Raw genomic sequence first — 24,841 nt, forward strand, 5'->3', positions numbered from 1 at the left:
CTATGACGTTAATCCAAAACATACTAGTCAAAAGATTGTTAATCCCAATTAGGTTAACAGTCTTTTTTTGTTTATTATATAATATAAACTTTTTTACTATATCAAATAGTGCAACTAAAACGAACAAATGAATAAAAACTAATTTTGAACGTTCGTGTTTCGCATTGACGCATGTTTTCTGAGTTGGTATACTTATCAATGGCTTTGGAAATAGTTAAAATAATTATGTAGATACAGTAGTGAAGGTGGAGGTGCATCACATGTCATCAGTTGTTGTTGTAGGTACACAATGGGGCGACGAAGGAAAAGGAAAGATTACAGATTATCTTTCAGAGAAAGCAGAAGTGGTTGCTCGTTACCAAGGTGGTAATAACGCAGGACATACGATTGTTTTTGACGGGAAGAAATACAAACTTCATTTAATTCCTTCTGGGATTTTCTATAAAGATAAAGCTTGTGTGATCGGTAACGGAATGGTTATAGATCCAAAAGCACTTGTTGAAGAATTAGCTTATTTGCATGAGCGTAATGTTGATACAAGCAACCTTCGTATTAGTAACCGTGCGCACGTTATTCTTCCGTATCACTTGAAATTAGATATTGTTGAAGAAGAGCGTAAAGGTGCCAATAAGATTGGTACAACGAAAAAAGGAATTGGTCCAGCTTATATGGATAAAGCTGCTCGTATTGGGATTCGAATCGCTGATCTATTAGATAAAGAAGTATTTGAAGAGAAATTAGAGCGCAACCTTCAAGAGAAAAACCGCCTTTTTGAAAAGTATTATGAAGTAGACGGGTTCACAAAAGAAGAAATCCTTGATGAATACTTCGAGTATGGTCAACAAATTGCTCAGTATGTATGTGATACATCAGTTGTTTTAAATGATGCTTTAGACGAAGGTCGTCGTGTTTTATTTGAAGGTGCTCAAGGGGTAATGCTTGATATCGACCAAGGTACATACCCGTTTGTGACGTCTTCCAACCCAATTGCTGGTGGAGTAGCGATCGGTTCGGGGGTAGGACCTTCAAAAATCAATCATGTCGTTGGTGTATCAAAGGCATATACAACTCGTGTAGGTGACGGTCCATTCCCAACAGAATTACATGATGAAATTGGCGACACCATTCGTGAAGTCGGTAATGAATACGGTACAACTACTGGACGTCCACGTCGTGTAGGTTGGTTTGACAGTGTTGTTGTACGTCACGCACGTCGCGTAAGTGGGATCACAGATCTTTCACTAAACTCAATTGATGTATTAACAGGCATTAAAACATTAAAAATTTGTACAGCTTATAAATACCGTGGAGAAGTGATGGAAGAATTCCCTGCAAGCTTAAAAGTTCTTGCAGAGTGCGAGCCTGTATACGAAGAGCTTCCTGGTTGGGAAGAAGATATTACTGGCGTGAAAACACTAAATGAACTTCCGGTTAATGCACGTCACTATATTGAGCGTGTATCACAACTAACAGGTATCCCGTTAACGGTCTTCTCCGTAGGACCAGACCGCAACCAAACAAACCTTGTACGCGGAGTCTTTGCATAAGTTTAATAACAAAGGGCGGTCTTCCCTTTGTTATTAAACGAAGCGATGAGCGGAGCCGCTGCTGTGTTTTGAGACTTTTATGAGTGGGTTTCTCATAAAAGGCGTGCAGCGAGTGGAGCCATCAACATGATCGCACAGAATACAGAGAAGGGCAGTTGCCCCAATCAAAATAAAAGGGTGCAAAGAAAATCGGCACCCTTTCATTTTGTCGAAAGGTCTACTACAAAAATCCGGCAAAAAAACACTTTTAATTTTTTTAGAAAAACACTTGCATTAGAAAAGTTACCATGATATTATAAATCTTGTCGCTAAGGGAAAGACAAGCGATGATGAAGACGGCGGAGCGAAACATCGTCCGTAAGCAACATGAAATACATCTTTGAAATAACAGCAAGAGCCATTAGCTCAGTTGGTAGAGCATCTGACTTTTAATCAGAGGGTCGAAGGTTCGAGTCCTTCATGGCTCACCACTTTTTTAAAAGTGGCCCGTTGGTCAAGCGGTTAAGACACCGCCCTTTCACGGCGGTAACACGGGTTCGAATCCCGTACGGGTCACCATTTCAAATAAATTATATTGGTCCGGTAGTTCAGTTGGTTAGAATGCCTGCCTGTCACGCAGGAGGTCGCGGGTTCGAGTCCCGTCCGGACCGCCATATAATTTCATTATGTTTGTGGCTCAGTAGCTCAGTCGGTAGAGCAATGGACTGAAAATCCATGTGTCGGCGGTTCGATTCCGTCCTGAGCCACCATTTTTATTTTTGCCGGCCTAGCTCAATTGGTAGAGCAACTGACTTGTAATCAGTAGGTTGGGGGTTCAAGTCCTCTGGCCGGCACTTTAATCCGTGTGGAATTTTCCATGCGGATTTTATTTTGTTTTAGCGCAATAAATAGAATTACTAACAATGACAAAATTCCCTAAAATGACCAAAAATATGACAGGCATATTACAATCTGTTTTCAGGTTGATTTTTTGGTTTTTTTAATATAAGAATATGCTAGAATTAAAAAGGTTGGCGAACTTTGTCAAAAAATATCATTCTATTACATAGAGGTTTGTTTTTTTAGTAGGAGGAGAAAATGTTAGTTCAGAGAAATCAAAGCGATCAACAGCATCTACGATTCCAAATACCCAAAAAGAAAGCTATACAAACATGTTTAATGTTTATTTTAGCTTTAATGGTTGTTTTTACCTTAACAAATACAATTAAAGCAAATGAACAACCAGTTCATACAATCTACCATATTTATGTGGATGATGATTATCTTGGCGTGATTGAAGATGATGAGTCAATCTATGAATATTTGAATCAATTAGAAGTGGAACATGAAGAAAAATTCCCTGATTTGTCGATAGCTGTAGGGGAAAATGTTCGAGTGGTTCCAGAGTTTGTCTTTAATAAAGAGGACGAAGATGAGATTGAGGAAGTATTAACAATGTTAGAAGACGAGGCCATTGTTCAAGCAGAGGCTGTTGCTTTAGTCGTAAATGACAAACCTGTTGTTTACTTAGCTTCTACGGAAGAAGCAGAGGAAGCGTTGGAATTGTTAATTACACAATACATCGATGAAGATCAATATGAGCAATTTCTAGATAGCGATGGAAATGAAGATGAACAGGTAGAGGTCGGAGAAAAGAAGATCATGGATGTGACTCTTACTGAAGAGGTTACAGAGGAGAATGTACTCGTTCTTCCAGATGAAGTGGTTACTGTTAGTGATGCCATTGAAAAACTAAACAAAGGTGTTCTAGAAGAGCAGCCTTATAGCGTCCAAGAGGGCGACGTATTAGGAACCATTGCAAATGATCATGACTTGTCTACTTCAGAGCTATTAGAATTAAATTCAGAATTAGATACAGATAGTGTGATTCGAGTTGGCGATGAGATGAAAGTAAAAGCTTATAAGCCAGTTGTAAAAGTTCTTTCTACTTATGTAACAAAACAAGAAGAAGAGATCCCTTATGAAACAGAAGTAAGAGAAGATGACTCCATGTTTAAGGGCGACCAAAAAGTAACACAAGAAGGGCAAGCTGGTGTACAAGTACTTGAATATGAAGTGACAGAAGAAAACGGCAGCCTGACAAAGAGAGAAATTCTTTCTGAGAAAGTGACAAAAGAGCCTGTAAAAAAAGTCATTACAAAGGGTACTAAAGTGATTCCATCTCGTGGATCAGGGACACTTGGCTGGCCAGCGGTTGGTGGTTATATTTCTAGTTATCAGGGAAATCGTTGGGGTCGGTTCCATCGTGGAATTGATATTGCTAGACCGAGCAATTATAATATCTTAGCAGCTGATAATGGCACTGTTACTTTTGCTGGCACTCAAGGTGGCTACGGCAATCTTGTGCGAATCAATCATAATAATGGCATGGAAACATTATATGCTCACCTTGCTTCCATCGATGTGAGTGTTGGTCAAACGGTCTCCAAAGGCCAGAAAATTGGTGTCATGGGGCAAACAGGGAATTCTACGGGAATTCATTTACATTTTGAAGTGTATGAAAATGGTCAGTTGAAAAATCCAATGGATTATTTAAATTATTAATAAGAAACGCTCCCGTTTGAGGGGCGTTTTTTTTAGAAACGAAAAAAGTGAACAGCGAATCTTTTTTAGTGTAAAATAGCTAGATTACCATTCGTTCCTATCAACGCATGGTGCTTACATGTGTTAGAATGGGTGTAAGACTACAATGGACGGGAGAGATCTGCATAATGGATAAGCGCATTTTAGTTGTAGATGATGAAAGACCAATAGCAGATATATTAAAGTTCAATCTTGAAAAAGAGGGATATGATGTCATCTGTGCCTATGATGGATTAGAGGCCATTGACCTTGTTAATAAAGAAGAACCTGATTTAATTTTACTAGATATTATGCTTCCACATAAAGACGGCATGGAAGTGTGCAGAGAAGTTCGGAAGCAATTTGATATACCTATCATAATGTTAACGGCTAAGGACTCTGAAATCGACAAAGTATTAGGGCTAGAGCTTGGTGCTGACGATTATGTGACGAAGCCATTTAGTACAAGAGAGTTGTTAGCGCGTGTGAAGGCAAATTTACGACGTCATAAGTCAAGTGGAGAAGAACCAACGACTCAAAAAGAAATTTCTGTTGGGGATTTAACGATTTATCCAGAGGCTTATCAAGTGAAGAAGCGTGGCGAGGCCATCGATCTGACCCATCGTGAATTTGAACTGATTCATTATTTAGCCAAACATCTTGAGCAAGTGATGACACGAGAGCATTTGTTACAAGCTGTTTGGGGTTATGATTATTTTGGTGATGTGCGGACAGTAGATGTAACCGTTCGAAGACTGCGTGAAAAAGTAGAGGACAACCCTAGTTATCCGATTTGGATCATTACAAGACGAGGGGTAGGCTATTATTTATCATCACCAGAACAAAAGGAGCAATCTTAAATGGATCGAAAAGTTGGCTTTTTTAAGTCGATCCAATTCAAATTAATCATTATTTATGTATTGATTATTTTTATTGCTATTCAAATTATCGGTGTTTACTTTACAAAGCAATTAGAAAGACAGCTTGTGACAAACTATTTCGAGATGTTAGACGAGCGTGCGAACTTGCTGTCTTTTAATCTTGCCCAGGAAATGACGAAAAATAAAGATGATCGAAGTGCGTTGACATCCAATATAAACAGACTACTTCGTGATACATTTTCCCTTGAACAGCAATCAGAAGTTCAAGTTATTGATCAGAATCGAGTCGTTGTTAGTACGTCGAATTTGTCCAACCGACATATCGTCGGCCAGCAAAGTACGGAGGTCCGTGTGAAGCGAGCTTTGTTAGGCAATAAGTTTGAAGACGTGCTACGAGACCCTATAACAGGTCACAGGATGCGTGTATTAGCTGTGCCAATTAAAACGGATGATGGGCCCGTTGGTGCTTTATATATTGAAGCATCGATGGAGGATATTTATAGCCAAATTCGCCAAATTAATAGCATTTTGTTGAGTGGAACATTTATTGCGTTAATTATTTCTTCTGTACTTGTTATTCTTGTTGCTAGGACAATTACCTCACCAATTATGGATATGAGAAAACAAACGATGCGGATGGGAAGAGGAGACTTCACAAATCAAGTGAAAGTTTATAGTGTCGATGAGATTGGTCAGTTAGCTACTTCATTTAACGATTTAACGATGAAACTACAAGATGCAACTTTAACAAGAGACCGTGAACAAAAACGCCTTAAGTCTGTGTTAACACATATGACCGATGGTGTGATTGCAACTGATCAAAACGGTCGAATCATTTTAATGAATAAGCGAGCTGAAGAACTATTATCAGTGTCTAGTAAAGCTGTCACGGGACAACTTTTGCCAGATGTTCTTCAACTATCAGATACATTTGCTCTTTATGACTTGTATGAGCACTCTGATTCTGTTCTTTTAGATTTTAGTACGAAAGAAGAAGAGTATTTACTTGAAGCTAACTTTTCAGTTATTCAAGAGAAAGATGGACCGATTAATGGTTTGATTACCGTTTTACATGATGTCACAGAGCAAGAGAAAATTGAACACGAACGCCGTGAATTTGTGGCAAATGTGTCTCATGAATTACGAACACCACTGACAACGATGAAGAGTTATTTAGAAGCGCTAGAAGATGGTGCGATGTCTGATCAGGAATTAGGACCACGTTTTTTAAGTGTGACTCAAAATGAGACCGAGCGTATGATCCGGCTGGTAAATGATTTGCTGCAACTATCAAAGATTGATAGCCACGATTATAAATTGAAGTTTGAACCGATTGATCTTGGTTTATTTCTTCATGATATTATCGATCGATTTGAGATGATTGCACAAGAGAAACATATTACCTTTAAAAGAAAGATTCCATCAAAACCGACCTATGCCAAAATAGCGACCGATAAAATGACTCAAGTCATTGATAATGTGATTTCAAATGCAATGAAATACTCACCAGAGGGTGGGAACATAACGATTGCATTGCTTCATCAAGGGCATCAACTTCAAGTAAGTATTAAGGATGAAGGAATGGGCATTCCAAGAGAAAGTCAGGGGAAAATCTTTGACCGCTTTTATCGTGTTGATAAAGCAAGAGCGAGAAGCGTCGGTGGAACGGGACTTGGCTTGGCGATTGCAAAAGAACTTATCCATGCACATAAAGGGGAAATTTGGGCAGAAAGTGAGTATGGAAAAGGAACAACGATCTTCTTTACATTGCCATATTATGCAATGAAGGAGGATGAACGATGATGAGCTATGAGCATATAAAAACAACCATTTTAATTGTGATGATTGGAATTAGTATCATTTTAACGTGGCAACTCTACACCTTTCAGCCAGAAATCGCCCTTCTCGATGATACAGGATCAAGATATATTCCTGACTCAATGAATGAGGAGCGGGAAGAACGAAAGGTTTCAGAAGTGATCATGCCTGAACAAATGATAGTTCATCGTAATCAAGAATATGCGATGATTCCAAAAGATGCGGTTGAATTTAAACAACTATACGAAAAATTGATGACAGCAAACCTATACGAAGTGAATATGTTGTCAACAGATCACTTTCCAACGCAACATGCTAACAGAGGTATCGAGTTTATTTTTCCAGATTCAATACCAGTAAGTATGTTTCAACAATTGTTTGGGTTAAATGAAGATGAAGTTGTCATGCCTTCTATGGAAATTGATCGATTATTTCTTTATGTCGATAACGATCAAGTTCAAATGCAGATCCTATCTTCGGAAGAAGAACGATTAGTAGAGTTTGAAACTAGTTTATCTTTTCGAGAGTTCCAAGATGAGTATGTAGATAAATTTGATGAGTTCATTAAAGTATCAACGGTGTTGGCAGATTCTGATTACTCAGATCGCCTCAATGAGAAGGTGTATGTGCCAACAGAACCCGTTATGGCCGAAAGATTATCATATGCTACGACGGAATTGTCAGCAGAATACTATAAACAATCACTCTTTACAGATCCTAATTCGGTAAAATTCTATCAGCAAACAGATGGTGAAGACTCTTACACAGATGGAAATCGAATTATTATGATGCAAAATAATGGGCTGTTCATGGAATATTTCAATCCGGTATTCATTGAAACTCAAGAGCGAAGTACGAGACATATTGTGCTAAGTAGCTATGAATTCATTAATGGCCATGGAGGCTGGACAAATGATTATTTGCTCTCTAGCTGGAATACATCTGATATCCGTGATGAAGCAACGTATCGAATGCATGTGAATGGCTTACCTGTGATTGCGTTTGATGGACAAGGCGATATGGTGTTACACATTAGTCGTTCAGGAACACAGATTGTTAATTACACTAGGCCATTATTTGAGCTCGATCCTTTTCCGATTGATGCGCGAGAGCAAATCGAGTTACCATCTGGAGAGGAAGTCATTGAACAATTAAAGAAACAAGAATTCTTTGAAGAAACAAGGTTAACAAAAGTGACAGTTGGCTATGAGATGGTCACAAGGAGCGCTTCGTTTGTAACGGTTGAGCCGCATTGGTTTATTTATTACGGCAATAGGTGGCAAAAAGTCACCTTTGATAAGGAAGAAGGTGACGCAAATGGATTGGAGTAGAACAAAAACAATTTTCATTATCACCTTCTTTCTTTTAAATATATTTTTATCGTGGCAATTGGTAGAAACCCATAATATGAACCAAATTAGCATGATTACAGAAGCAACGATTCAAGAAGTGCTTCGGGAAAATAACGTAAAAATTGAAGTAGATTTACCAGAAGAAGAGTCGACTGGGGTGCTTGTTGTTGGCAAACATTTGGATCTGTCGCCAGAAGAAATTCTAGCATCAGAAGAACAAGAAGCTGAATTAATCGATGAGCACACGATCGTGGCTGAACTCAAGGAACCTTTTCCATTAACACGTGAGGATTTTTCAAACGAATTAGGTACGTTTTTATCAACATATGTATTTGAAGGAGACGAGTATCGATTTGGTGGATTTGATCCAGAAAAAAATCGAGTCTTCTTGTATCAGGCGTATGGAGATAAGACGGCATACACCTTGGATGATGAACCATTGATTCTTCAATTAAATGAAGATCTACAAATCATTAGTTATCAACAGCGCTTTTTTCAGTTTGAAGAACAAGACGGAGAAGAGCGTGAAATGCTTTCAAGTTTAAAAGCGATTGAGGTTCTTTTAAATGACCAATTAATTCGACCTAATCAAACGGTGACAAATGTTCAATTTGGTTACTATAGCTTTTTTAATCCAACAGGGGACGTTCAAGTATTTGCGCCAATGTGGCGTGTTACAGTCGATGGAGAAACGTATTTAGTTCATGCCATAGGTGGGTCTGTACAGCAGCTCACATAAGTTTTGGCGAGGGGAATGATAAAGTTATGACTTTACGCTTTAGTGTCCTTGCAAGCGGCAGTACAGGAAATGCCGTCTATGTAGAGACAGAAGAACAGCGTTTATTAATAGATGCAGGCTTAAGTGGAAAGAAAATGGACGAGCTCTTCCAAAAGATTAATCGAGATCCTAAAGAGCTAAACGGAATCCTTGTCAGTCATGAGCATTCAGACCATATTAAAGGGGTCGGGATTTTTGCTAGAAAGCATAAACTTCCGATCTATGCCAATGAAAAAACGTGGAAAGCCATGGAAGGGCAGCTTGGGACGATTGTGACTGATCAAAAATTCACGTTTGCAACAGGCGAAGTAAAAACATTTGGAAACATGGATGTCGAGTCTTTTGGTGTCTCACATGATGCGGCTGAACCGATGTTTTTCACGTTTCATCATGAAGGGAAAAAGCTAGTCCTTGCTACAGATATGGGCTATGTTAGTGAGAGAATAAAAGGAACGATTGATAAAGCAGATATGTTCATTTTTGAGTCGAATCATGATATGAATATGTTGCGAATGGGCCGATACCCGTGGAGCGTGAAGCGTCGTATTTTAAGTGATGTTGGACACGTATCGAATGAAGATGCGGCTCTTGCTCTATCAGAAGTGATTGGCGACAATACGAGTCGAATCTATTTGGCTCATTTAAGCCTTGATAACAATATGAAAGATTTAGCTCGTCTGTCGGTCGAACAAGTGTTAAAAGAGCAAGGAATGGCGGTTGGTGAGCAATTTGAGCTATATGATACGGACCCACTGAATCCAACGGCATTAGCTGTCGTCTAAAATAGAGAAGAGAGTCAAGGAAGAGGACATTGAAGATGATTTCAGTGTTCTCTTTTTTTTGCAAAAAAAGTGATTAGACCGGCTGTTTTCATGATTATGCGTCAAGTTTGTTGGGAATTATAGAAGAAGTGTAAAAAATAAATGAAAAACGCTTTTGGCGCTATTTTTCAGGCAAATTCTCATTATAATAAGAAGTAAATATGACTATTTATTTAGGAAAAAAAGGGTGGTGTTACAAATGGGTTATTATGATGATCATGTAACAGAACAAGCAAGTAGACGTAACAATAGGAATCGAGGCATTCCAATTATTACAGCTTTTATCGGATCGATTATTGGAGGATTGTGCGTGCTATTTTCAATTCCGATTCTAGCGAACTTCGGACTATTACCATATAATTTGAACACCGAGCCAGAGTCGGTAGCAGTATTTGATTCAGAAACGCCGCAAGAGGGCCTGCAAACGGTCAATTTGGATGTAAATAGTGATGTCACACAGGCGGTAGATCGAGTATCAGACGCTGTGGTTGGTGTCATTAACATGCAGCAGTCCAATTTCTTTTCATCATCAGAAGCAAATGAAGGAACAGGATCTGGTGTTATTTATAAGAAAAGTGGTGATAAAGCATATGTCGTGACAAATCATCACGTGATTGAACGTGCCAATGAAATTGAAGTAAGCCTAGCAGATGGTACTAGAGTACCAGCAGAATTACTAGGAACAGATGTCATTACAGATTTAGCTGTTCTTGAAATTGATGGGACGAATGTGGAGACCGTTGCGCAGTTTGGTAGCTCCAAAACATTACGCGTAGGAGAACCAGCACTAGCTATTGGTAATCCACTAGGCCTCCGCTTTTCTAGTACCGTCACACAAGGGATTATCAGTGCAACCGAACGTAGCATTCCTGTCGACTTAACAGGTAACGGCCAAATTGATTGGCATGCAGAAGTACTGCAAACCGATGCAGCGATCAACCCTGGTAACAGTGGTGGAGCACTCGTGAACATTGAAGGCCAAGTCATTGGAATCAACTCGATGAAGATTGCCCAAAGCTCAGTTGAAGGAATTGGCTTTGCGATCCCAACAGAAATCGCCATTCCTGTTATAGAAGATTTAGAAAGCATTGGCGAAGTACGCCGCCCTCAAATGGGTGTAGGCATTCACTCATTAAGTGAAATTCCAAGCGCATATTGGCAAGAAACATTGAAGCTTCCTGAAGACATTAAAGGCGGAGTGGTCGTTACAAGCATCGCACCAACATCCCCAGCAGACCGAGCAGGAATGCAAGAGTATGATGTCATTGTCGATATCGACGGAGAACCAATGGAAGACGGCCATGACTTAAGAAGATACCTGTACACAGAAAAGAAAATCGGCGATGAACTAGAAGTCACCATATACAGAGACGGAAAGAAAGAAGTCATCACCGTCCAACTAGCAGAACAAGAAAGTTTTTAAGCCAAAAGAAAAAAAGGTCGGTCTTTGACCTTTTTTTCTTTTGGCGAAGCACTGAGCGGAGTCGCCGTAATGTTTTAAGCCTTTTGAGCGGTCTTCTCAAAAGGCGCACGGCGAGAGAAGCCAGTGCCCGTGCCCCCATGTACGCACTGCATATGAAAAAAAGGTTTTAAACCCACTGCACACCCATGCAGTCCCCATCTTTTATGAGAAGAGCAGTTGAGAAAAACATTCTCCACTGTTCTTCTTTTTTATTTCATTTATCCACAGCGATAAAAAAGGGTATGCTATAATGTAAAATGCAAAAGAAAGGACGTTGTTTTATGTATTATGCTTGCAATGAACACATCGAGGTAGCTATTGATATGGTAGTCGATGAGGCAGAATTAGCACCGGTTGTAGAAAAAGTAGAAACAAAGAAGGAGGCATTATCCACAAGCTGTAGTTTTTGTGATAGCGTAGCCATCTACAGTGTGGATAGTTAAATTGTTATCCACTATGTTGATATGTGGATAACTACTGTGGATAATATTATGGGAGGTTATACACATTGTGAATATCCAAATCGTAACTGTTGGAAAATTGAAAGAAAAATATTTAAAGCTTGGGATAGATGAGTACACAAAACGATTAGGTGCTTATGCAAAAATAGAAACGATTGAAGTCGCAGATGAAAAAGCACCAGAACAAGCTAGCGAAGCAGAAATGAAGCAAATAAAGGAAAAAGAGGGAGAACGGATATTAGCAAAAATCCATCCTGATACCCATGTTATTGCACTAGCAATTGAAGGAAAGATGATGACATCAGAACAACTAGCAGACACCCTTGATAAGCTTGCAACCTATGGAAAGAGTAAGGTAGCCTTTGTCATTGGTGGATCATTAGGATTAAGTGATGATGTGATGAAGAGAGCGAATGAGAGTTTATCGTTCTCCAAAATGACGTTTCCACATCAGTTAATGAAGTTGGTATTGTTGGAACAGGTTTATCGGGCTTTTCGGATAAATCGGGGTGAACCGTATCATAAGTAAATGAGGTTTTAAAAGAGACGTAACTATTTAATAGTTGCGCCTTTTTGTGGTTTAGAAAACCCCTGGCTATGCCGGGGGTTCAAAAGAGCTTCTAGCGTGGTATTAAAAAAACCTCACTTCATGGTAGGATAAAGTTGGTTTCCCGACCACTTCATTCCACCATAGAAGGAGGTATGCCCTGTGATTGGGGATAAAGTATACGGGGCATTATGTTGGTCTTTCCTAAATGAAACTAATGATAGTCTAATTGAGGGTGCGGACATGATTATGGATTTTGATGAAACATATGATCGAGATAAATTACAAGGTGAACATGAGATATATAATTTCGACTTATTATATAGGCTTTTTTATGAAAACGGGATTTTAGATGAATTATTTAAAATGATTCTATTTGATACATTAATTGGTAATACTGACCGCCACCAGGATAATTTCGGAGTAATCAGAAATGAAGAAACTGGACAACAAAAATTCTCTCCATTTTATGATAATTCCTCATCAATTGGAAGAGAAATGAACGAGAATCGGGTAAAACTTATGTTGCGTGATGAAAATATGTTCAATGCTTATATATATGGGAATAAATCATCCACGCTTATACGCTGGGAAGATTCATGGACAAAAAAAAGGCTAAATATTATAGAGTTTTATGAGAAAGTGAAAAGTTTATATCCGCAAGAAATTAGTAAATATTTGACTAATGTCGCAAAACTTACTGATGAAATTTTGGGAAATATTATTTATAAAGTTCCACCAATAGTAATGTCGGAATCAAAAAAAGAATTAGTAACAAAAATTTTAAAAACAAGAAGAGATTATTTAATAAAGTAGGGGGTTTTGATATGCCCAAGGATAATGAAAAATTATTAGTGTCTTGGAAAGGACCGAAGTCCCAAAAAAATTATTTTGTTGGACTACTTTCTAAAAATATTAATTCAAAAGGATTAAATTATAAATTTATTTACAATATAGACGTTGTCTTACAAGCTAAGGAAGAAGGTTTTATGCCTTTTGTTGGATTGAAGGACCTAAACAAAGAATATTGTGGTGATAAGTTATTTTCTGTTTTTGAAAGAAGGTTACCTAGTCAAAGCCGTAATATTTTTAAAAAGTTCATTAATGATTACCATCTTCATAACAGTAATGCTCTTACATGGGAGTACTTAAAAATTACGAAGGGAAGAACTGCAACAGATAATTTATCATTTCTAGAGCCAGTATATATTGAAAATGGTAAATTAACTTACAATGGTGAAATTGCAGGTTGGTCATTTACGAAAAATAGTAACATTCATTTGAAGGTTAATAATCAAGTGATTTTACGTAACGAGGAAACAAATACTATAGATAACGAGGCAGTTGAAATTATTGACTCGGAAAATGGAAATGTACGTGTTGGATATATTCAAAAGCCGTTCAATAAAGTATTTTATAGTTTGTTAAAAAGGGGTTATTTTCTTTCAGGTTACATTGAATCAATTGATTCTTATGATCGTAGACCAACAGTTTCTGTAGAAGAGAGAATTTCTAAAGGAGATATTGATATTAAGGAATTAAGTTACTTAATTCATATTAAGTAATAGTAATTAATTTGGTTGAGATACTTAAAAAACATATTAGATATATCAATTTGAACTAATGAAAGAGGGCTTATTTTTCATTGATTTGAAGAAGGGTCAACCTTCATAGATTTTTGTTATATGGTATCCACCAAGGCAGTGGGATCGGATTATCAATTGCAAAGAACCTGGTTGAATACATTAATATAGAAGGTGGGAATAGGATATCAAATGGATATCCTATTCTTTGGGCATCTTTCTTCATTAAACCACTACTTATTTTCCAAACCAGTTAATAGGTTTTGGATCTAAGTTGTGGAAGATATGCTTTGTTTCTGTATATTCCTCTAGTCCAAGTTTACCCAATTCTCGACCAATACCTGATTGTTTGAATCCGCCCCATGGTGCATGAGGGAAGTAAAGGTTGAATTCGTTAATCCAGACAGTGCCCATGCGCATTTTGGCAACACAACGCTCTGCTTTAACGATGTCGTTTGTCCATACGCCACCAGCTAATCCGTAAATGGAGTCATTTGCTAGCTTAATAGCTTCCTCTTCTGTTTGGAATTTTTCTACTGTAATGATTGGACCAAATGCTTCATCTTGAACAATGCTCATATTGGTTGTGCAATCTGTAAATATTGTTGGTAAATAGAAGAAGCCATTTTGAAGTGCGGGATCTTCTGGACGCTTACCGCCTAATACAAGCTTTGCGCCTTCTTTAATACCTGTTTCCACATAGCTTTCAACCTTTGCTAAATGCTCAGCTGAAATGAGTGGTCCCATTTGCGTATCCTCATCAAAGCCACTACCAAGCTTGATGTTTTTAACACGTTCTACTAGTGCTTTCACGAACTCATCATGAATACTTTCTTCGATAATCAGCCTTGTGCCTGCTGAACAAATTTGTCCGGCGTGGAAAAATACAGCATTCATTGCTTGATCGACAGCTGTTTCAAAATCAGCATCTGAAAACACAACATTAGGGTTTTTTCCACCAAGCTCAAGGGCTATTTTTTTCACATTCACACTAGCGGCTTGCATAATTTTTTTCCCGGTTTCAATTCCACCTGTAAAAGAGATTAAATCAACATCCACATTTGTGGAAAGCTCAGCACCAACTGAATGACCAGCCCCTAGTACAAGGTTCGCCACGCCGGCAGGAACACCCGCTTCTTCGATTAATTCAAATACTTTAACTGTTGTAAGAGGTGTAATTTCACTTGGTTTCATCACAAGTGTGTTCCCGGTGACCAAAGCTGGTGCAAGCTTCCATGATGCTTGTAGTAATGGGTAATTCCAGGGTGTAATTTGTCCACAAACCCCTACAGGCTCGTGTACGACTTTACTAACCGAATTTGGAACGGGAGAAGGAATGATTTCTCCACCATTTTTGTCGCCAATTTCAGCATAATAGCGAAATACGCCGGCAATATCATCCATATCTACGCGGCTTTCTTCGACGGTTTTACCTGTATCAAGGGATTCAAGTTCAGCTAGTTCTTCTTTATCTCTTTCGATTAGTTCTGCAATCTTTTGAACAATGCTTGCTCGTTCGGTTACCGGAGTATTTGGCCAATCTCCTTGATCAAAAGCTTGCCTAGCGGCTACGATTGCAGCTATGGCATCTGATTGATCACCCTCTGCAACAGTTGCAATCTCTTCTTGATTGAATGGGTTAATAATCGTGCGTGTTTGACCATTTTTTGCATCTACCCATTTTCCATCTATGAACATCTTTTTTAATATCATGTAGTTGACTTCCTCCTTTTAAATGCATCCTGCTATAGAATAAAAGAAGGGAGCAAATTATCAATTATTGCTCCCAATGAACCTGCTGTTTGTTTTCCTTTAACTTGTTTTTTCAAGGAAACTCAATCTTACGTGCCACCTAACACGGTTGTACTATGTGGAGGTTGTACTTTGGCGTTGGGATCAATGTAATGCTTTGCTTGGCTAATAGCGGTTGGTGCTTCCCCAAAACCGGAGATGATGAGTTTAACCTTGCCGGCATGTGTTGTAATATCCCCAGCAGCATAAATTCCTGGAATATTTGTTTCCATTTTTTCATTTACAACGATTGAATTTTTTTGTAGATGTAATCCCCACTCTTTAATTGCACCTATATCAGTAAGGAATCCATGATTGACAATAAGAGCATCTATATCTAGATTTTCAGTCATATTCCCTTTGTTTTCTTTAATTACAACCTGTTCAAGAAATCCGTCATGACCAATTAAATCATCAATAACCATTGGTGTTTTGACCTCAACAGTTGATTCTTTTAATTGGTTGACACTGTGTTCATGAGCTCTAAATGTATCGCGACGGTGAATAAGTGAGACGTTCTCTGCAATACCTTCTAACATTAAAGCCCAATCAACAGCAGAATCTCCACCACCTGCAACACACACTTTTTTATCTTTAAACGCTTGAAGATCGGTAATAGAGTAGAGAAGGTTATTTCCTTCGTACTCGCTAGCTTTCTCATGTTTAAGACGGCGTGGTTGGAAGGCGCCAGCACCACTTGTAATAATCACTGTTTTTGCGTAGTGAACATCTTTTGTCGTTGTTACTTTAAAAAGCTGGTCATCCAATTTTTCTACATATTGAACGTTTTCCTCTAGGCATATTTTCGGGTCAAATTGTTTCGCTTGTTCTTCTAATTGGCTAACTAAGTCTTTTGCTAAAACTTTTGGAAACCCAGCGACATCATAAATATATTTCTCTGGATACAGAGCCATTAACTGTCCGCCAACCTGTGGCAAGCTATCAATGACTTTGACTGACATCTCGCGCATACCACCGTAAAAGGCAGCGAATAAACCGGTCGGTCCTGCTCCGATAATAATGGAATCTACAACATTCTCGGGTAGATTCATTGTTTTCACCTTCTTTTCTAACTACTTGTATACGATAACGTCTTCGTTTTCTACTCGTACTTTATAATTTGGTAATTTTTTGTTAGGCTCGGCAAGCATTCTACCTTCGTTTTTTATATCAAATTCTCTGCCATGCCATGGGCAACGAATAATTTCACCTTTTCGACAGTAATCGTAGTCTCCTGGTTTACTCTTATCGGTCGTTGCTCCACAAATCATTCCTTTTTCAAGTCTTGCTCCTTGGTGGGTACATTGATTTAGAAACGCATAAAATTCACCATCTAATGTTCGACAAACTAATACATTTTGTCTTCCAAAATCAGCTGCCTTCATTTCGCCTGGCGCTAGATCGGTTGTTTTACATACAACTTGTTCATTCATAAAGTAACCCTCCTATGAATTAGGTAGTTTTGGATAAAAGGCTTTCGCGTTCTCTGCAAAAATTTTCTTCTTTAATTCTGGGTCTAGATTTGGTAATGCACGAGTTGGTGAATCATAATCCCAATGTGGGTAATCGGTAGAGAAGCATAGGATTTCATCGGTACCCATTTGTTCAATAAGAGACATGAACTCTTTTTTTGTTAGTTCTTCTGCCGGTTGAGTTGTCACTCGAATTTGTTCTTTGAAAATATCACTTGGCTTTCGTTTCAACCAAGGTACTTCATGGCGCAGGTCACGGTATTGTTGATCCATTTTCCACATAATGTGGGGAACCCAAGTAAATCCGCCTTCAATCATCATCAATCCGAGGTTAGGGAACTTATCAAATACACCATTGAAAATCATATTGGTCACTTGTTTCATATGAGCAGTAGGAATTAATGTGTGCCACTCAATGAAATATCTTGGCCATTTTCCATAATAGACAGGCGGTTCATTATGGTGCATACCGATCATCAAATTATGCTTTTGGGCAGCTTCGAAAATAGGATGATAGTATGGATCGCCCCACATGATGTCATCAATTGGTAGTAAAACTTGGACCATCTTTGGATGGGAACCAACTCTTTCAATTTCTTTTACTGCAGCATGAAGATCCTGTGCGGCAATATGCACAGATCCATATAAACGATCATCTTTTTCTAGCCATTCTTCAATTTGCCAATCATTGTAGGCCGTTGCTAATGCCGTCGCCATTTCATACCATCCATGCATGGATGATGGTGATGGATCTAATGCACTTGTTAAGATGCCGAACTCATGACCAACATCATCTAGCAGTTGTTTTTGCATAAATGCTAAGTCGGAGCCAGCTGGACGGCCATCAGGTAAAATCGCATCTGCTCGATCTACTCCGGCAACAGCAGGCTGGGTATAGGGCATATGTTTTTCTTGGATCCAATGACAATTTTGAATGTAATGTTTAAAAGGTTCATCTAAATATTTCAGTATATCCTTGTATTGAACGCGTTCGTGTATATCTGTATCTACGATTCGAATTTGCTCTTTTGCCATCGTAATACCCCCTGTTTATTTATTGTTATATTGCGAATTTTATCACTACATTTAAAGCTCCTCCAAACCTACTGAGAGGCAGTGAGTAACTATTAGATGGCTCAGTGAAGGTCAGTGAAGCTCAGTGAACGTCAGTGACAGTTTATTAACTTTTTAAGTAAAAGGTATAAAAAGTAGGAAAATGGAATTAAAAAATGATGGTATAGATCATAGTTGAGGTTTAAAGTTCAATTCACAGGAAATAAAAAATCACCCTCGACTTAAGGAAGCCAAGGGGTGGATTTGAAAGAGGGTAATGACAACCACAACGAACTTCAAAAGGTAGGGTGAAGAAAAAGAAACGAGGAAGGACGAGGAAACATCCCGTCGTACTAAAAGCATAAAAAGTACTAGAGAAAAAAAGGAACATGTCTTCACTCTTGAGTGGTGTTCCTTTTTTCTCTACAAAATATACACATGTAAAATAGATACATTTAAAGATAAAAAAGTAACCCTAGCAGGGGAAGGACACGGAGACTCCTGCGGGACCAGTGACCCACGTGTGAGACCCGGCAGAAAGTGGAGTGTCATTCTCTTGCGGCTGGATCCCCGTTGAGTTGTGTAGGAAAATTTCTGTTTTCTGCAAGGCTAGTGTGTTTCCATCTAATAAATAACAACTGGATCGTATACACTTAAATGGTCATACACTTTCTTCATGACATCAGGAGGTACGTTGACACAGCCATTCGATCCTTCATTTTTGTAAGCGTTGCTTGACCAGTTCGTTCGCCAGCCTGCGTCGTGGAAGCCTTGTCCGCTGTTAGTAAATGGTGCCCAATAATCTACGTCAACGGAGTAATCCTTACCAGAGTAATCACTACCAGTAAGTGTGTAGGGGGTCCGTTTAAAGAGAATGTACCATACCCCTGGTAATGTATCTTGTTGTGTGCTTTTGTTACCAGTAACGATATCTGTGGTTAAGACCAATTGCCCTTCTTTATAAATCCACATCTTCTGCTTTGCAATTGATACTTCAGCATAAGTATGACCGATGCCATAGTTTGAAGTCGTTTCATAGCCGTAGCCTTCTCCACTCCAGCCATTTCCGTAAATATTAGAGGCGGAAACAGATTCTCCTCCATTCATAAAAGCTTCTTTGATCATTTTTGCTTCTTTTTCAGCATCAAGTGCCCAACCATAACCTTGTCCTTTAGTCGAAATAACTGAACCTGAGTGGGTCTTAAAAGTGAAATCTCTCCCTAATGTCGATTGAGAGTCATTGATTTCGGCCACTTTTTCATCAATTAAATCAGATTGAATCAATACATCCATTTCTTCTGATAAAGAAGCATCTTTAATGAGTTCATTTGCTTTTAAGGAATAGACTTGATCTTGTACTTGATAGTCTATGGAATGCTGAAGGAAATCTTGCAGCTTTTCCACTTGGGATTGGACAACCTGACTGTCTTCTTTGATCGGGTGTAAGTAGATCGGATTTAAGATTACTTCACTCGTATATTCTTGTTTATCATATTCCTCTAATAGGCTATGAACATCATAGTGCTCACCATCGATGCTTTCAGTAATAATAATTTCGCCATTTTCTAATTGTGCCCTCGCATCTATAGGTGCTTGTAAATCTTGGTTTATGGATATAAGCTCTTGTTCTAGCTCGGTTCGCAGTGTTTCGCTGCGATATGAATCCTTGTTACTTGGCTGTAAATAATATGCTTTTGCTTCAGATGAAGGAAAAAAAGTCCATTGATCTTTTAGCGTTTCTTTAATCTCAGCCAAGTCATTTTCTGTAAAGGCCATCTTGGTTTCTGTTCCTTCAAAAATGAGTTGGTCTCCAACATAGATCGTGTTTTTTATAAGAGATGTTTGTAACTTTTCTAGAGTTTGATCAGCTGTCAGCCCACTTACTTCAATATCATTAATAGTAATATTTGAATTAAAGCGAGTCATCTGATAATAGCTCATTGCCAAAATACTAAGCCCAATAACAACGATGGTTACTGATATAATGAACTTCCAATTTTTAAACCACTGAGTTGGTGGTTTTACGTTATGCTCTTTAACGGATTTTTCTACGGAATACCCCATATCATATTCCCCCAAACCTAGACATTCTTAGACTTTAAACGATAAGCCTTTATTCCCATTTTACTAGATAGAAAGAATTATGTTTGTCGTAATTTGTAAATTAGAGAAGTTTATTATAATTTTTTTATATTGTTGGGGATACCTTTAATAAGTAGCTAGAGAAGTGATAGAAATGAAAAGAACGATGGAATGAAAAATCTCTGTAAGATACAGTATCATCATATTATCCTTATATCATTATTTAAATCATTACGAATGTTGTTTATGCAAAAAAGAGAATGGGATTGGATATAGAGGAAGTGATAGCGCGATACACCCTGTTTTTTGAAAATTAGCTCTAAAATAGGGGGAAATCTAATTGGTTTGTAAGCCCTATATTATCTCTAATTTAGATTATTTGCGATATAATGTTGCATATTTATACATGATGATGATATATTACTTATTATTCGAGTAAATCAATAAAGAAATGAATGTGAAATAGAAGAAACAGGAGAGAGACGACATGGACGTTGAAAAGCTACAAACCGTAGAAGGATTAAAAAAAGAAAAAGAGTACACAGCCAAACAATATATGAAGTTTTGGTTGCCCTCATTAATGGGGGTTTTGCTATTTCTAGTACCTATTTCCATAAATGATAAGGTAACGATTGGGTTAGGAGTTTTGGCAGATGCATTACAGGCTGCTATCGCTGATTATATTCCCTTCATTATGACGATGATTCTTTGTTTATCAGCTATTGGTAGTTTAGTAGTTACATTGACGAAACCGCAAGCTATTAAGCAAAGTCCATTTTTAAACAGTTTATTTAATATCACGCCATTTTGGTTAGTCCTTAGACTCATTAGTGCAGTATTTGCTATTTTTACATTAACTGAGTTCGGGCCTGAATTCATATGGTCGGAATTTACAGGTAGGGTTGTGCTCTATGATTTAATTCCCGTATTAATGGTTTGGTTCTTGTTTGCTTGTTTATTTATGCCACTTTTACTACAGTTTGGTTTGATGGATTTTATTGGAACATTGGTGCGTAAAATCATGTATCCTTTATTTAAACTTCCTGGGCGTTCGTCTGTTGATGCCTTGGCATCTTGGATGGGAAGCGGAACAGTTGGTGTATTATTAACGACACAACAATATGAATCTGGTTACTATACAAAACGAGAAGCTGCTGTTGTGGCAACAAATTTTTCAATTGCTTCCATTGCTTTTAGTCTTGTTATTGCAAAATTTTTAAAGATTGATGATATGTTTCTACAATTTTATTTTACGGTAATCGTAACGGGGATTGTTGCCGCGATCATCTGTCCAAGAATTCCGCCGCTGTCCTTGAAAAAGGATGAGTATTATGAGCCAGTTGGAAAACAAATTGATGAAGTTGTTCCGGAAGGGGTCTCAAGTTTCCGTTGGGGTGTCAAGCAAGCTGTTGAAAAAGCCAATCAAGTCAAGAGCTACCGCAGTGTTGTAAAAGGCGGAATTCAAAATGTTGTTGATATTTGGTTTGCCTTAATCCCATTGGTGATGGCACTAGGAACGATGGCTCTTGTGATTGTTGAATTCACACCGATTTTTACTTACTTATCCTATCCATTTATCCCACTCTTACAGTTATTGCAGATTCCTGAAGCGCAAGCGGCTGCTCCTGCTATGATTGTTGGGTTTGCTGATATGTTTTTACCTGCTGTGATTGGGAGTGGAATTGAGTCAGAGCTTACACGTTTTGTGATCGGAGTAATGTCGTTAACACAGTTAGTTTACATGTCTGAGATCGGAATTCTGCTATTAAAATCTAAAATTCCTCTTTCGTTTTTCCAGTTATTGATTATCTTTTTACAAAGAACCATTATTACGCTGCCAGTAGCTGCTGCAATGGCACACTTTTTATTCTTTTAAAAATAAGATAAAGTAATACTATGGAATTTGAGAAGCATTGGTGGATACCAATGCTTTCTATTTGTTATAAAACGATATGTGAATGAGTCGAAAGGTGAATGATAACGTGAATGTCGCATCATTTTTTTCAAAATCTACTAAAGAAGCACTTCAGAATGATCCACCAGGTGAGTGGATGCCAGCTCTACCAAATGAGTGTATACGTCTAAGCTCCGGCTACCCAGCTCCTCATCTTGTACCTGATGAAGAGATCAAGCAGGCGGTTGCTAGTTTGCTTAAAGAAGAGCAGGATCTACCGCTTCATTATTTAGGTAGTCCTAAAATGGAAAAACTGAAAGAACAGATACAAGAAAGGTTGGCCACACGTGGTATGCATGTTGGAGAAGATGAGCTGTTAATTACAGCTGGTGCATGTCAGGCGATTGATCTGATTGCTCGTATTCTCATTGACGATGAAACCCTTGTTATAGTTGAAGCACCTACGTATATGGAAGCGTTAGAGATCTTTCAAAATTACACGTCTCATTTTATGAGTATTCCAATTGATAAGGATGGACTACAAACCGATCTGTTAGAAGACTTATTAGCGGAACGAAAACAGAAAGGGCTTAGCCTTCCGCGTTTTTTATATACCATTCCAACATTTCAAAATCCAACAGGTACAAACATGACAGAAGAGCGACGGAAGCATGTATTGAAGTTAGCAGCTCAATACGATTTCCTCATTTTGGAGGATGATGCTTATGGAGAATTACATTTTGAAAAGCATTCAACCCCATTAAAGGCAATAGATACGGATGGCCGAGTTCTACATGTTGGCTCGTTGTCTAAAGTAGTAGCTCCTGGAATGCGAATTGGCTGGGTAGCAGCAGCCCCTGAATTTATTACGGCTATGGCTTGGTTTAAAAAGGATCTCGACCATCCGTTTGCTCAAGCAACAATGGCTACTTATCTAGAGAGCACGGATATGAAAGAGCGATTAGAGACATTGCGAAGTACATATCAAGCAAAATGTTCCGTTTTGCTTTCTGCACTGGAGCAATACATGCCGACATCTGCTTCTTGGTATGTTCCTGAGGGGGGATATTTTGTATGGCTTAAAGTGGCAGTTGATACGTCCGAATTATTAGCTCAGGCGATGGAAGCAGGAATATCCTTTGTGCCTGGAAGATACTTTTTCTTAAGTCAAGAAGATGGAACCCAATATCTTCGTCTCTCTTTTAGCTATGCTAATGAAAAAAATATCAAAGAAGGAATTAAAAGACTCGGAAATCTTCTTGAAGAAGTAGAAAGTAGTGAACGATAACAATACTGTAAAAAAGATGATTCCTAAGTTTGCCGGAGTCATCTTTTTTAAATTCTATTGCATTCTATTGGCGTTTCGGACATTTTTCAGGAGTGTCCACTAATTGGGTTTTCATTCAGGTTATCAGCAGTCGTTCTTTTTTTATCGATATAGCGAACTCCTGCAATGAATAGGCGAACAATCCAGAACGTGGCAGTTAGAACGGAGACAGTATGGTACCAATCCCAGCCTTTTCTAAATTCAACGAGTTTTGTCTTTTTTTCAAGGAAGTTTTCTATAAGAGCCATCGGTATGCTAAAAAGAAAAACACTAAAAAAAGTCTTTATTGGCTTCATTTTATAAGTGAATTGGTTGTACATAACACATAATAACGGAAATAAAATGTAAAGGAATACAATATTTGAATCAAAAGAATTGGCGAAGTATCTCTTTGGATATTGAACATATCTCTTCTTAATTACTGGACCATCCATCAATGTAGAAACCAACGTTTTAAATAAATATATGAGAAACCAATCTTTAATGTCGCCTTTTTTGCGGAATAGAAAAGCCCATCCGCTTATCCCTAATAGTGTAATTATATGTAGTAATGTTCGATCTCTCATATATTTAATCGCTCCCTTGATGAAAAGATGCTCATTTTACAAGTTATAGAATTTTCACTTAGTATCATTCAATCTTTTGTGTTATATTCATTTCAATTTTTAAATATGCAGATACGGTCAAAGAAGATAGTTTTACTCTTAAATAAAAACCTCCTCCTATCATTTTTCTCTAGCAGGAGTAGGCTTGTATATTATTACAAAGGGTAGTTGAAGAAAAAAATATGGAGAGTGAACGAATGAAAACCGAAAAAGAAAAAATGCTAAATGGTGAACTTTATCAAGCAGCTGACCCAGAGTTAGTAAAAGAAAGATTGAATGCTCGAAGGCTAACGAGATTATTTAATGAATCACTTGAAACCGATGAGGACAAGAGAATTAAATTATTAAAAGAATTGTTTGGTTCTACAGGTGAGGCTTTGTACATAGAGCCAGCGTTTCGATGTGATTATGGCTATAACATACATGTAGGTGAAAACTTCTTTGCTAATTTTGATTGCGTGTTTTTAGATGTTTGTGAGATTCGAATAGGGGATAACTGCTTTATAGCACCAGGAGCTCATATTTATACGGCGACTCATCCGTTAAATGCAGAAGAAAGAATAACGGGTAAAGAATACGGAAAGCCAGTAACAATCGGAAACAATGTATGGATTGGTGGACGATCCATTATTAATCCTGGCGTTCAGATAGGTCATAATGTCGTGATTGCTTCTGGTGCAGTCGTAACAAAAAATGTTCGAGATCATGTTGTTGTAGGTGGAAATCCAGCAAGAATTATGAAAATAATCGAACAATAGGGCTAACTTAATGTTAGTTTAACGGGTAGTTTTAAATGAATTCAATA

21 protein-coding genes and 5 tRNA genes are annotated in these 24,841 nt (G+C 38.1%); 20 read left to right on the plus strand and 6 right to left on the minus strand.

The features are described 5' to 3' along the window. The first annotated feature begins 260 nt into the window (after positions 1-260). From LQ50_RS10460 to LQ50_RS10535, 17 genes are all read left to right on the plus strand, one after another. The gene (locus tag LQ50_RS10460) at positions 261-1,547 is read left to right on the plus strand and encodes an adenylosuccinate synthase (RefSeq protein WP_034628918.1); all 1,287 of its coding nucleotides are present in this window, start codon (positions 261-263) and stop codon (positions 1,545-1,547) included. Between the two features lie 394 nt (positions 1,548-1,941). After that, positions 1,942-2,017, plus strand: a tRNA-Lys gene (locus LQ50_RS10465). Positions 2,018-2,030: 13 nt separating this feature from the next. Continuing rightward, a tRNA-Glu gene (locus tag LQ50_RS10470) sits at positions 2,031-2,105 on the plus strand. A gap of 18 nt (positions 2,106-2,123) precedes the next feature. Then, positions 2,124-2,200: transfer RNA gene (locus LQ50_RS10475), tRNA-Asp, on the plus strand. Between the two features lie 20 nt (positions 2,201-2,220). Next, a tRNA-Phe gene (locus LQ50_RS10480) sits at positions 2,221-2,296 on the plus strand. A gap of 11 nt (positions 2,297-2,307) precedes the next feature. Then, positions 2,308-2,380 (plus strand) — tRNA-Thr (locus LQ50_RS10485). A gap of 244 nt (positions 2,381-2,624) precedes the next feature. Continuing rightward, on the plus strand, positions 2,625-4,091 hold the full coding sequence (locus LQ50_RS10490) for a M23 family metallopeptidase (protein ID WP_034628919.1): 1,467 nt from the start codon (positions 2,625-2,627) through the stop codon (positions 4,089-4,091). A gap of 167 nt (positions 4,092-4,258) precedes the next feature. Then, positions 4,259-4,969, plus strand: a complete 711-nt coding sequence (gene yycF / locus LQ50_RS10495) for a response regulator YycF (protein WP_034628922.1) — start codon at positions 4,259-4,261, stop codon at positions 4,967-4,969. Further along, positions 4,970-6,793, plus strand: a complete 1,824-nt coding sequence (gene walK, locus LQ50_RS10500) for a cell wall metabolism sensor histidine kinase WalK (RefSeq protein WP_034628924.1) — start codon at positions 4,970-4,972, stop codon at positions 6,791-6,793. Continuing rightward, complete coding sequence (locus tag LQ50_RS10505; RefSeq protein ID WP_034628926.1) at positions 6,790-8,139, plus strand: YycH family regulatory protein; 1,350 nt, start codon at positions 6,790-6,792, stop codon at positions 8,137-8,139. Before walK ends, LQ50_RS10505 begins: the two co-directional genes overlap by 4 nt. Then, positions 8,126-8,899 (plus strand): two-component system regulatory protein YycI, encoded by a 774-nt coding sequence (locus tag LQ50_RS10510; RefSeq protein WP_034628928.1) that lies wholly within the window; start codon positions 8,126-8,128, stop codon positions 8,897-8,899. The genes LQ50_RS10505 and LQ50_RS10510 overlap by 14 nt, the downstream gene beginning before the upstream one ends. Before the next feature lie 26 nt (positions 8,900-8,925). Continuing rightward, complete coding sequence (locus LQ50_RS10515; protein WP_034628930.1) at positions 8,926-9,720, plus strand: MBL fold metallo-hydrolase; 795 nt, start codon at positions 8,926-8,928, stop codon at positions 9,718-9,720. A gap of 238 nt (positions 9,721-9,958) precedes the next feature. After that, entirely contained in the window at positions 9,959-11,182 is a 1,224-nt protein-coding gene (locus LQ50_RS10520; RefSeq protein WP_034628932.1) for a S1C family serine protease, read from the plus strand. A 320-nt stretch (positions 11,183-11,502) separates the two neighbouring features. Beyond that, positions 11,503-11,664, plus strand: coding sequence for a CxxH/CxxC protein (locus tag LQ50_RS24640; RefSeq protein WP_070808131.1), 162 nt, complete (start codon positions 11,503-11,505; stop codon positions 11,662-11,664). Positions 11,665-11,731: 67 nt separating this feature from the next. Beyond that, a complete protein-coding gene (rlmH, locus tag LQ50_RS10525) occupies positions 11,732-12,211 on the plus strand; it encodes a 23S rRNA (pseudouridine(1915)-N(3))-methyltransferase RlmH (protein WP_034628934.1) in 480 nt (159 codons plus the stop codon). A 180-nt stretch (positions 12,212-12,391) separates the two neighbouring features. Next, complete coding sequence (locus LQ50_RS10530; RefSeq protein ID WP_052144689.1) at positions 12,392-13,045, plus strand: HipA domain-containing protein; 654 nt, start codon at positions 12,392-12,394, stop codon at positions 13,043-13,045. Positions 13,046-13,056: 11 nt separating this feature from the next. After that, positions 13,057-13,794 carry an HIRAN domain-containing protein gene (locus tag LQ50_RS10535; RefSeq protein WP_052144690.1) on the plus strand — a complete coding sequence of 246 codons (738 nt, stop codon included), beginning with the start codon at positions 13,057-13,059 and terminating at the stop codon, positions 13,792-13,794. Between the two features lie 255 nt (positions 13,795-14,049). On the opposite strand, the gene betB is transcribed toward LQ50_RS10535, so the two are convergent. From betB to LQ50_RS10560, 5 genes are all read right to left on the minus strand, one after another. Beyond that, a complete protein-coding gene (betB, locus tag LQ50_RS10540) occupies positions 14,050-15,525 on the minus strand; it encodes a betaine-aldehyde dehydrogenase (RefSeq protein ID WP_034628935.1) in 1,476 nt (491 codons plus the stop codon). Between the two features lie 128 nt (positions 15,526-15,653). Then, a complete protein-coding gene (locus tag LQ50_RS10545) occupies positions 15,654-16,655 on the minus strand; it encodes an NAD(P)/FAD-dependent oxidoreductase (protein WP_034628937.1) in 1,002 nt (333 codons plus the stop codon). A 21-nt stretch (positions 16,656-16,676) separates the two neighbouring features. Further along, positions 16,677-17,036 carry a Rieske (2Fe-2S) protein gene (locus LQ50_RS10550; protein ID WP_034628939.1) on the minus strand — a complete coding sequence of 120 codons (360 nt, stop codon included), beginning with the start codon at positions 17,034-17,036 and terminating at the stop codon, positions 16,677-16,679. 12 nt (positions 17,037-17,048) lie between these two features. After that, a complete protein-coding gene (locus LQ50_RS10555; RefSeq protein WP_052144691.1) occupies positions 17,049-18,110 on the minus strand; it encodes an amidohydrolase family protein in 1,062 nt (353 codons plus the stop codon). 642 nt (positions 18,111-18,752) lie between these two features. After that, positions 18,753-20,192, minus strand: coding sequence for a L,D-transpeptidase family protein (locus LQ50_RS10560; RefSeq protein ID WP_034628941.1), 1,440 nt, complete (start codon positions 20,190-20,192; stop codon positions 18,753-18,755). Positions 20,193-20,697: 505 nt separating this feature from the next. Between LQ50_RS10560 and LQ50_RS10565 the strand changes: the two genes are divergently transcribed. Both LQ50_RS10565 and LQ50_RS10570 read left to right on the plus strand, forming a co-directional pair. Beyond that, positions 20,698-22,086, plus strand: a complete 1,389-nt coding sequence (locus tag LQ50_RS10565) for a YjiH family protein (RefSeq protein WP_034628943.1) — start codon at positions 20,698-20,700, stop codon at positions 22,084-22,086. A gap of 106 nt (positions 22,087-22,192) precedes the next feature. Further along, positions 22,193-23,392 carry an aminotransferase-like domain-containing protein gene (locus tag LQ50_RS10570; protein ID WP_034628944.1) on the plus strand — a complete coding sequence of 400 codons (1,200 nt, stop codon included), beginning with the start codon at positions 22,193-22,195 and terminating at the stop codon, positions 23,390-23,392. Between the two features lie 86 nt (positions 23,393-23,478). Here LQ50_RS10570 and LQ50_RS10575 read toward each other — a convergent pair whose 3' ends face one another. Beyond that, positions 23,479-23,997: a CBO0543 family protein gene (locus LQ50_RS10575; protein WP_034628946.1), complete on the minus strand. Its 519-nt coding sequence runs from the start codon at positions 23,995-23,997 to the stop codon at positions 23,479-23,481. Positions 23,998-24,233: 236 nt separating this feature from the next. On the opposite strand from LQ50_RS10575, the gene LQ50_RS10580 reads away from it, so the two are divergent. Further along, the gene (locus LQ50_RS10580) at positions 24,234-24,794 is read left to right on the plus strand and encodes a maltose acetyltransferase domain-containing protein (protein ID WP_034628948.1); all 561 of its coding nucleotides are present in this window, start codon (positions 24,234-24,236) and stop codon (positions 24,792-24,794) included. Positions 24,795-24,841: the final 47 nt, after the last annotated feature.

The sequence above is a fragment of the Halalkalibacter okhensis genome (assembly GCF_000787375.1).
In the GTDB taxonomy this organism is placed as follows: domain Bacteria; phylum Bacillota; class Bacilli; order Bacillales; family Bacillaceae_D; genus Halalkalibacter; species Halalkalibacter okhensis.

Bases quoted from the DNA above. Each gene is read 5' to 3' on its own strand.
- LQ50_RS10460 (WP_034628918.1), top strand. From the start codon at position 261: ATGTCATCAGTTGTTGTTGTAGGTACACAATGGGGCGACGAAGGAAAA.
- LQ50_RS10490 (WP_034628919.1), top strand. From the start codon at position 2,625: ATGTTAGTTCAGAGAAATCAAAGCGATCAACAGCATCTACGATTCCAA.
- yycF (WP_034628922.1), top strand. From the start codon at position 4,259: ATGGATAAGCGCATTTTAGTTGTAGATGATGAAAGACCAATAGCAGAT.
- walK (WP_034628924.1), top strand. From the start codon at position 4,970: ATGGATCGAAAAGTTGGCTTTTTTAAGTCGATCCAATTCAAATTAATC.
- LQ50_RS10505 (WP_034628926.1), top strand. From the start codon at position 6,790: ATGATGAGCTATGAGCATATAAAAACAACCATTTTAATTGTGATGATT.
- LQ50_RS10510 (WP_034628928.1), top strand. From the start codon at position 8,126: ATGGATTGGAGTAGAACAAAAACAATTTTCATTATCACCTTCTTTCTT.
- LQ50_RS10515 (WP_034628930.1), top strand. From the start codon at position 8,926: ATGACTTTACGCTTTAGTGTCCTTGCAAGCGGCAGTACAGGAAATGCC.
- LQ50_RS10520 (WP_034628932.1), top strand. From the start codon at position 9,959: ATGGGTTATTATGATGATCATGTAACAGAACAAGCAAGTAGACGTAAC.
- LQ50_RS24640 (WP_070808131.1), top strand. From the start codon at position 11,503: ATGTATTATGCTTGCAATGAACACATCGAGGTAGCTATTGATATGGTA.
- LQ50_RS10535 (WP_052144690.1), top strand. From the start codon at position 13,057: ATGCCCAAGGATAATGAAAAATTATTAGTGTCTTGGAAAGGACCGAAG.
- betB (WP_034628935.1), bottom strand. From the start codon at position 15,525: ATGATATTAAAAAAGATGTTCATAGATGGAAAATGGGTAGATGCAAAA.
- LQ50_RS10545 (WP_034628937.1), bottom strand. From the start codon at position 16,655: ATGAATCTACCCGAGAATGTTGTAGATTCCATTATTATCGGAGCAGGA.
- LQ50_RS10550 (WP_034628939.1), bottom strand. From the start codon at position 17,036: ATGAATGAACAAGTTGTATGTAAAACAACCGATCTAGCGCCAGGCGAA.
- LQ50_RS10555 (WP_052144691.1), bottom strand. From the start codon at position 18,110: ATGGCAAAAGAGCAAATTCGAATCGTAGATACAGATATACACGAACGC.
- LQ50_RS10560 (WP_034628941.1), bottom strand. From the start codon at position 20,192: ATGGGGTATTCCGTAGAAAAATCCGTTAAAGAGCATAACGTAAAACCA.
- LQ50_RS10565 (WP_034628943.1), top strand. From the start codon at position 20,698: ATGGACGTTGAAAAGCTACAAACCGTAGAAGGATTAAAAAAAGAAAAA.
- LQ50_RS10575 (WP_034628946.1), bottom strand. From the start codon at position 23,997: ATGAGAGATCGAACATTACTACATATAATTACACTATTAGGGATAAGC.
- LQ50_RS10580 (WP_034628948.1), top strand. From the start codon at position 24,234: ATGAAAACCGAAAAAGAAAAAATGCTAAATGGTGAACTTTATCAAGCA.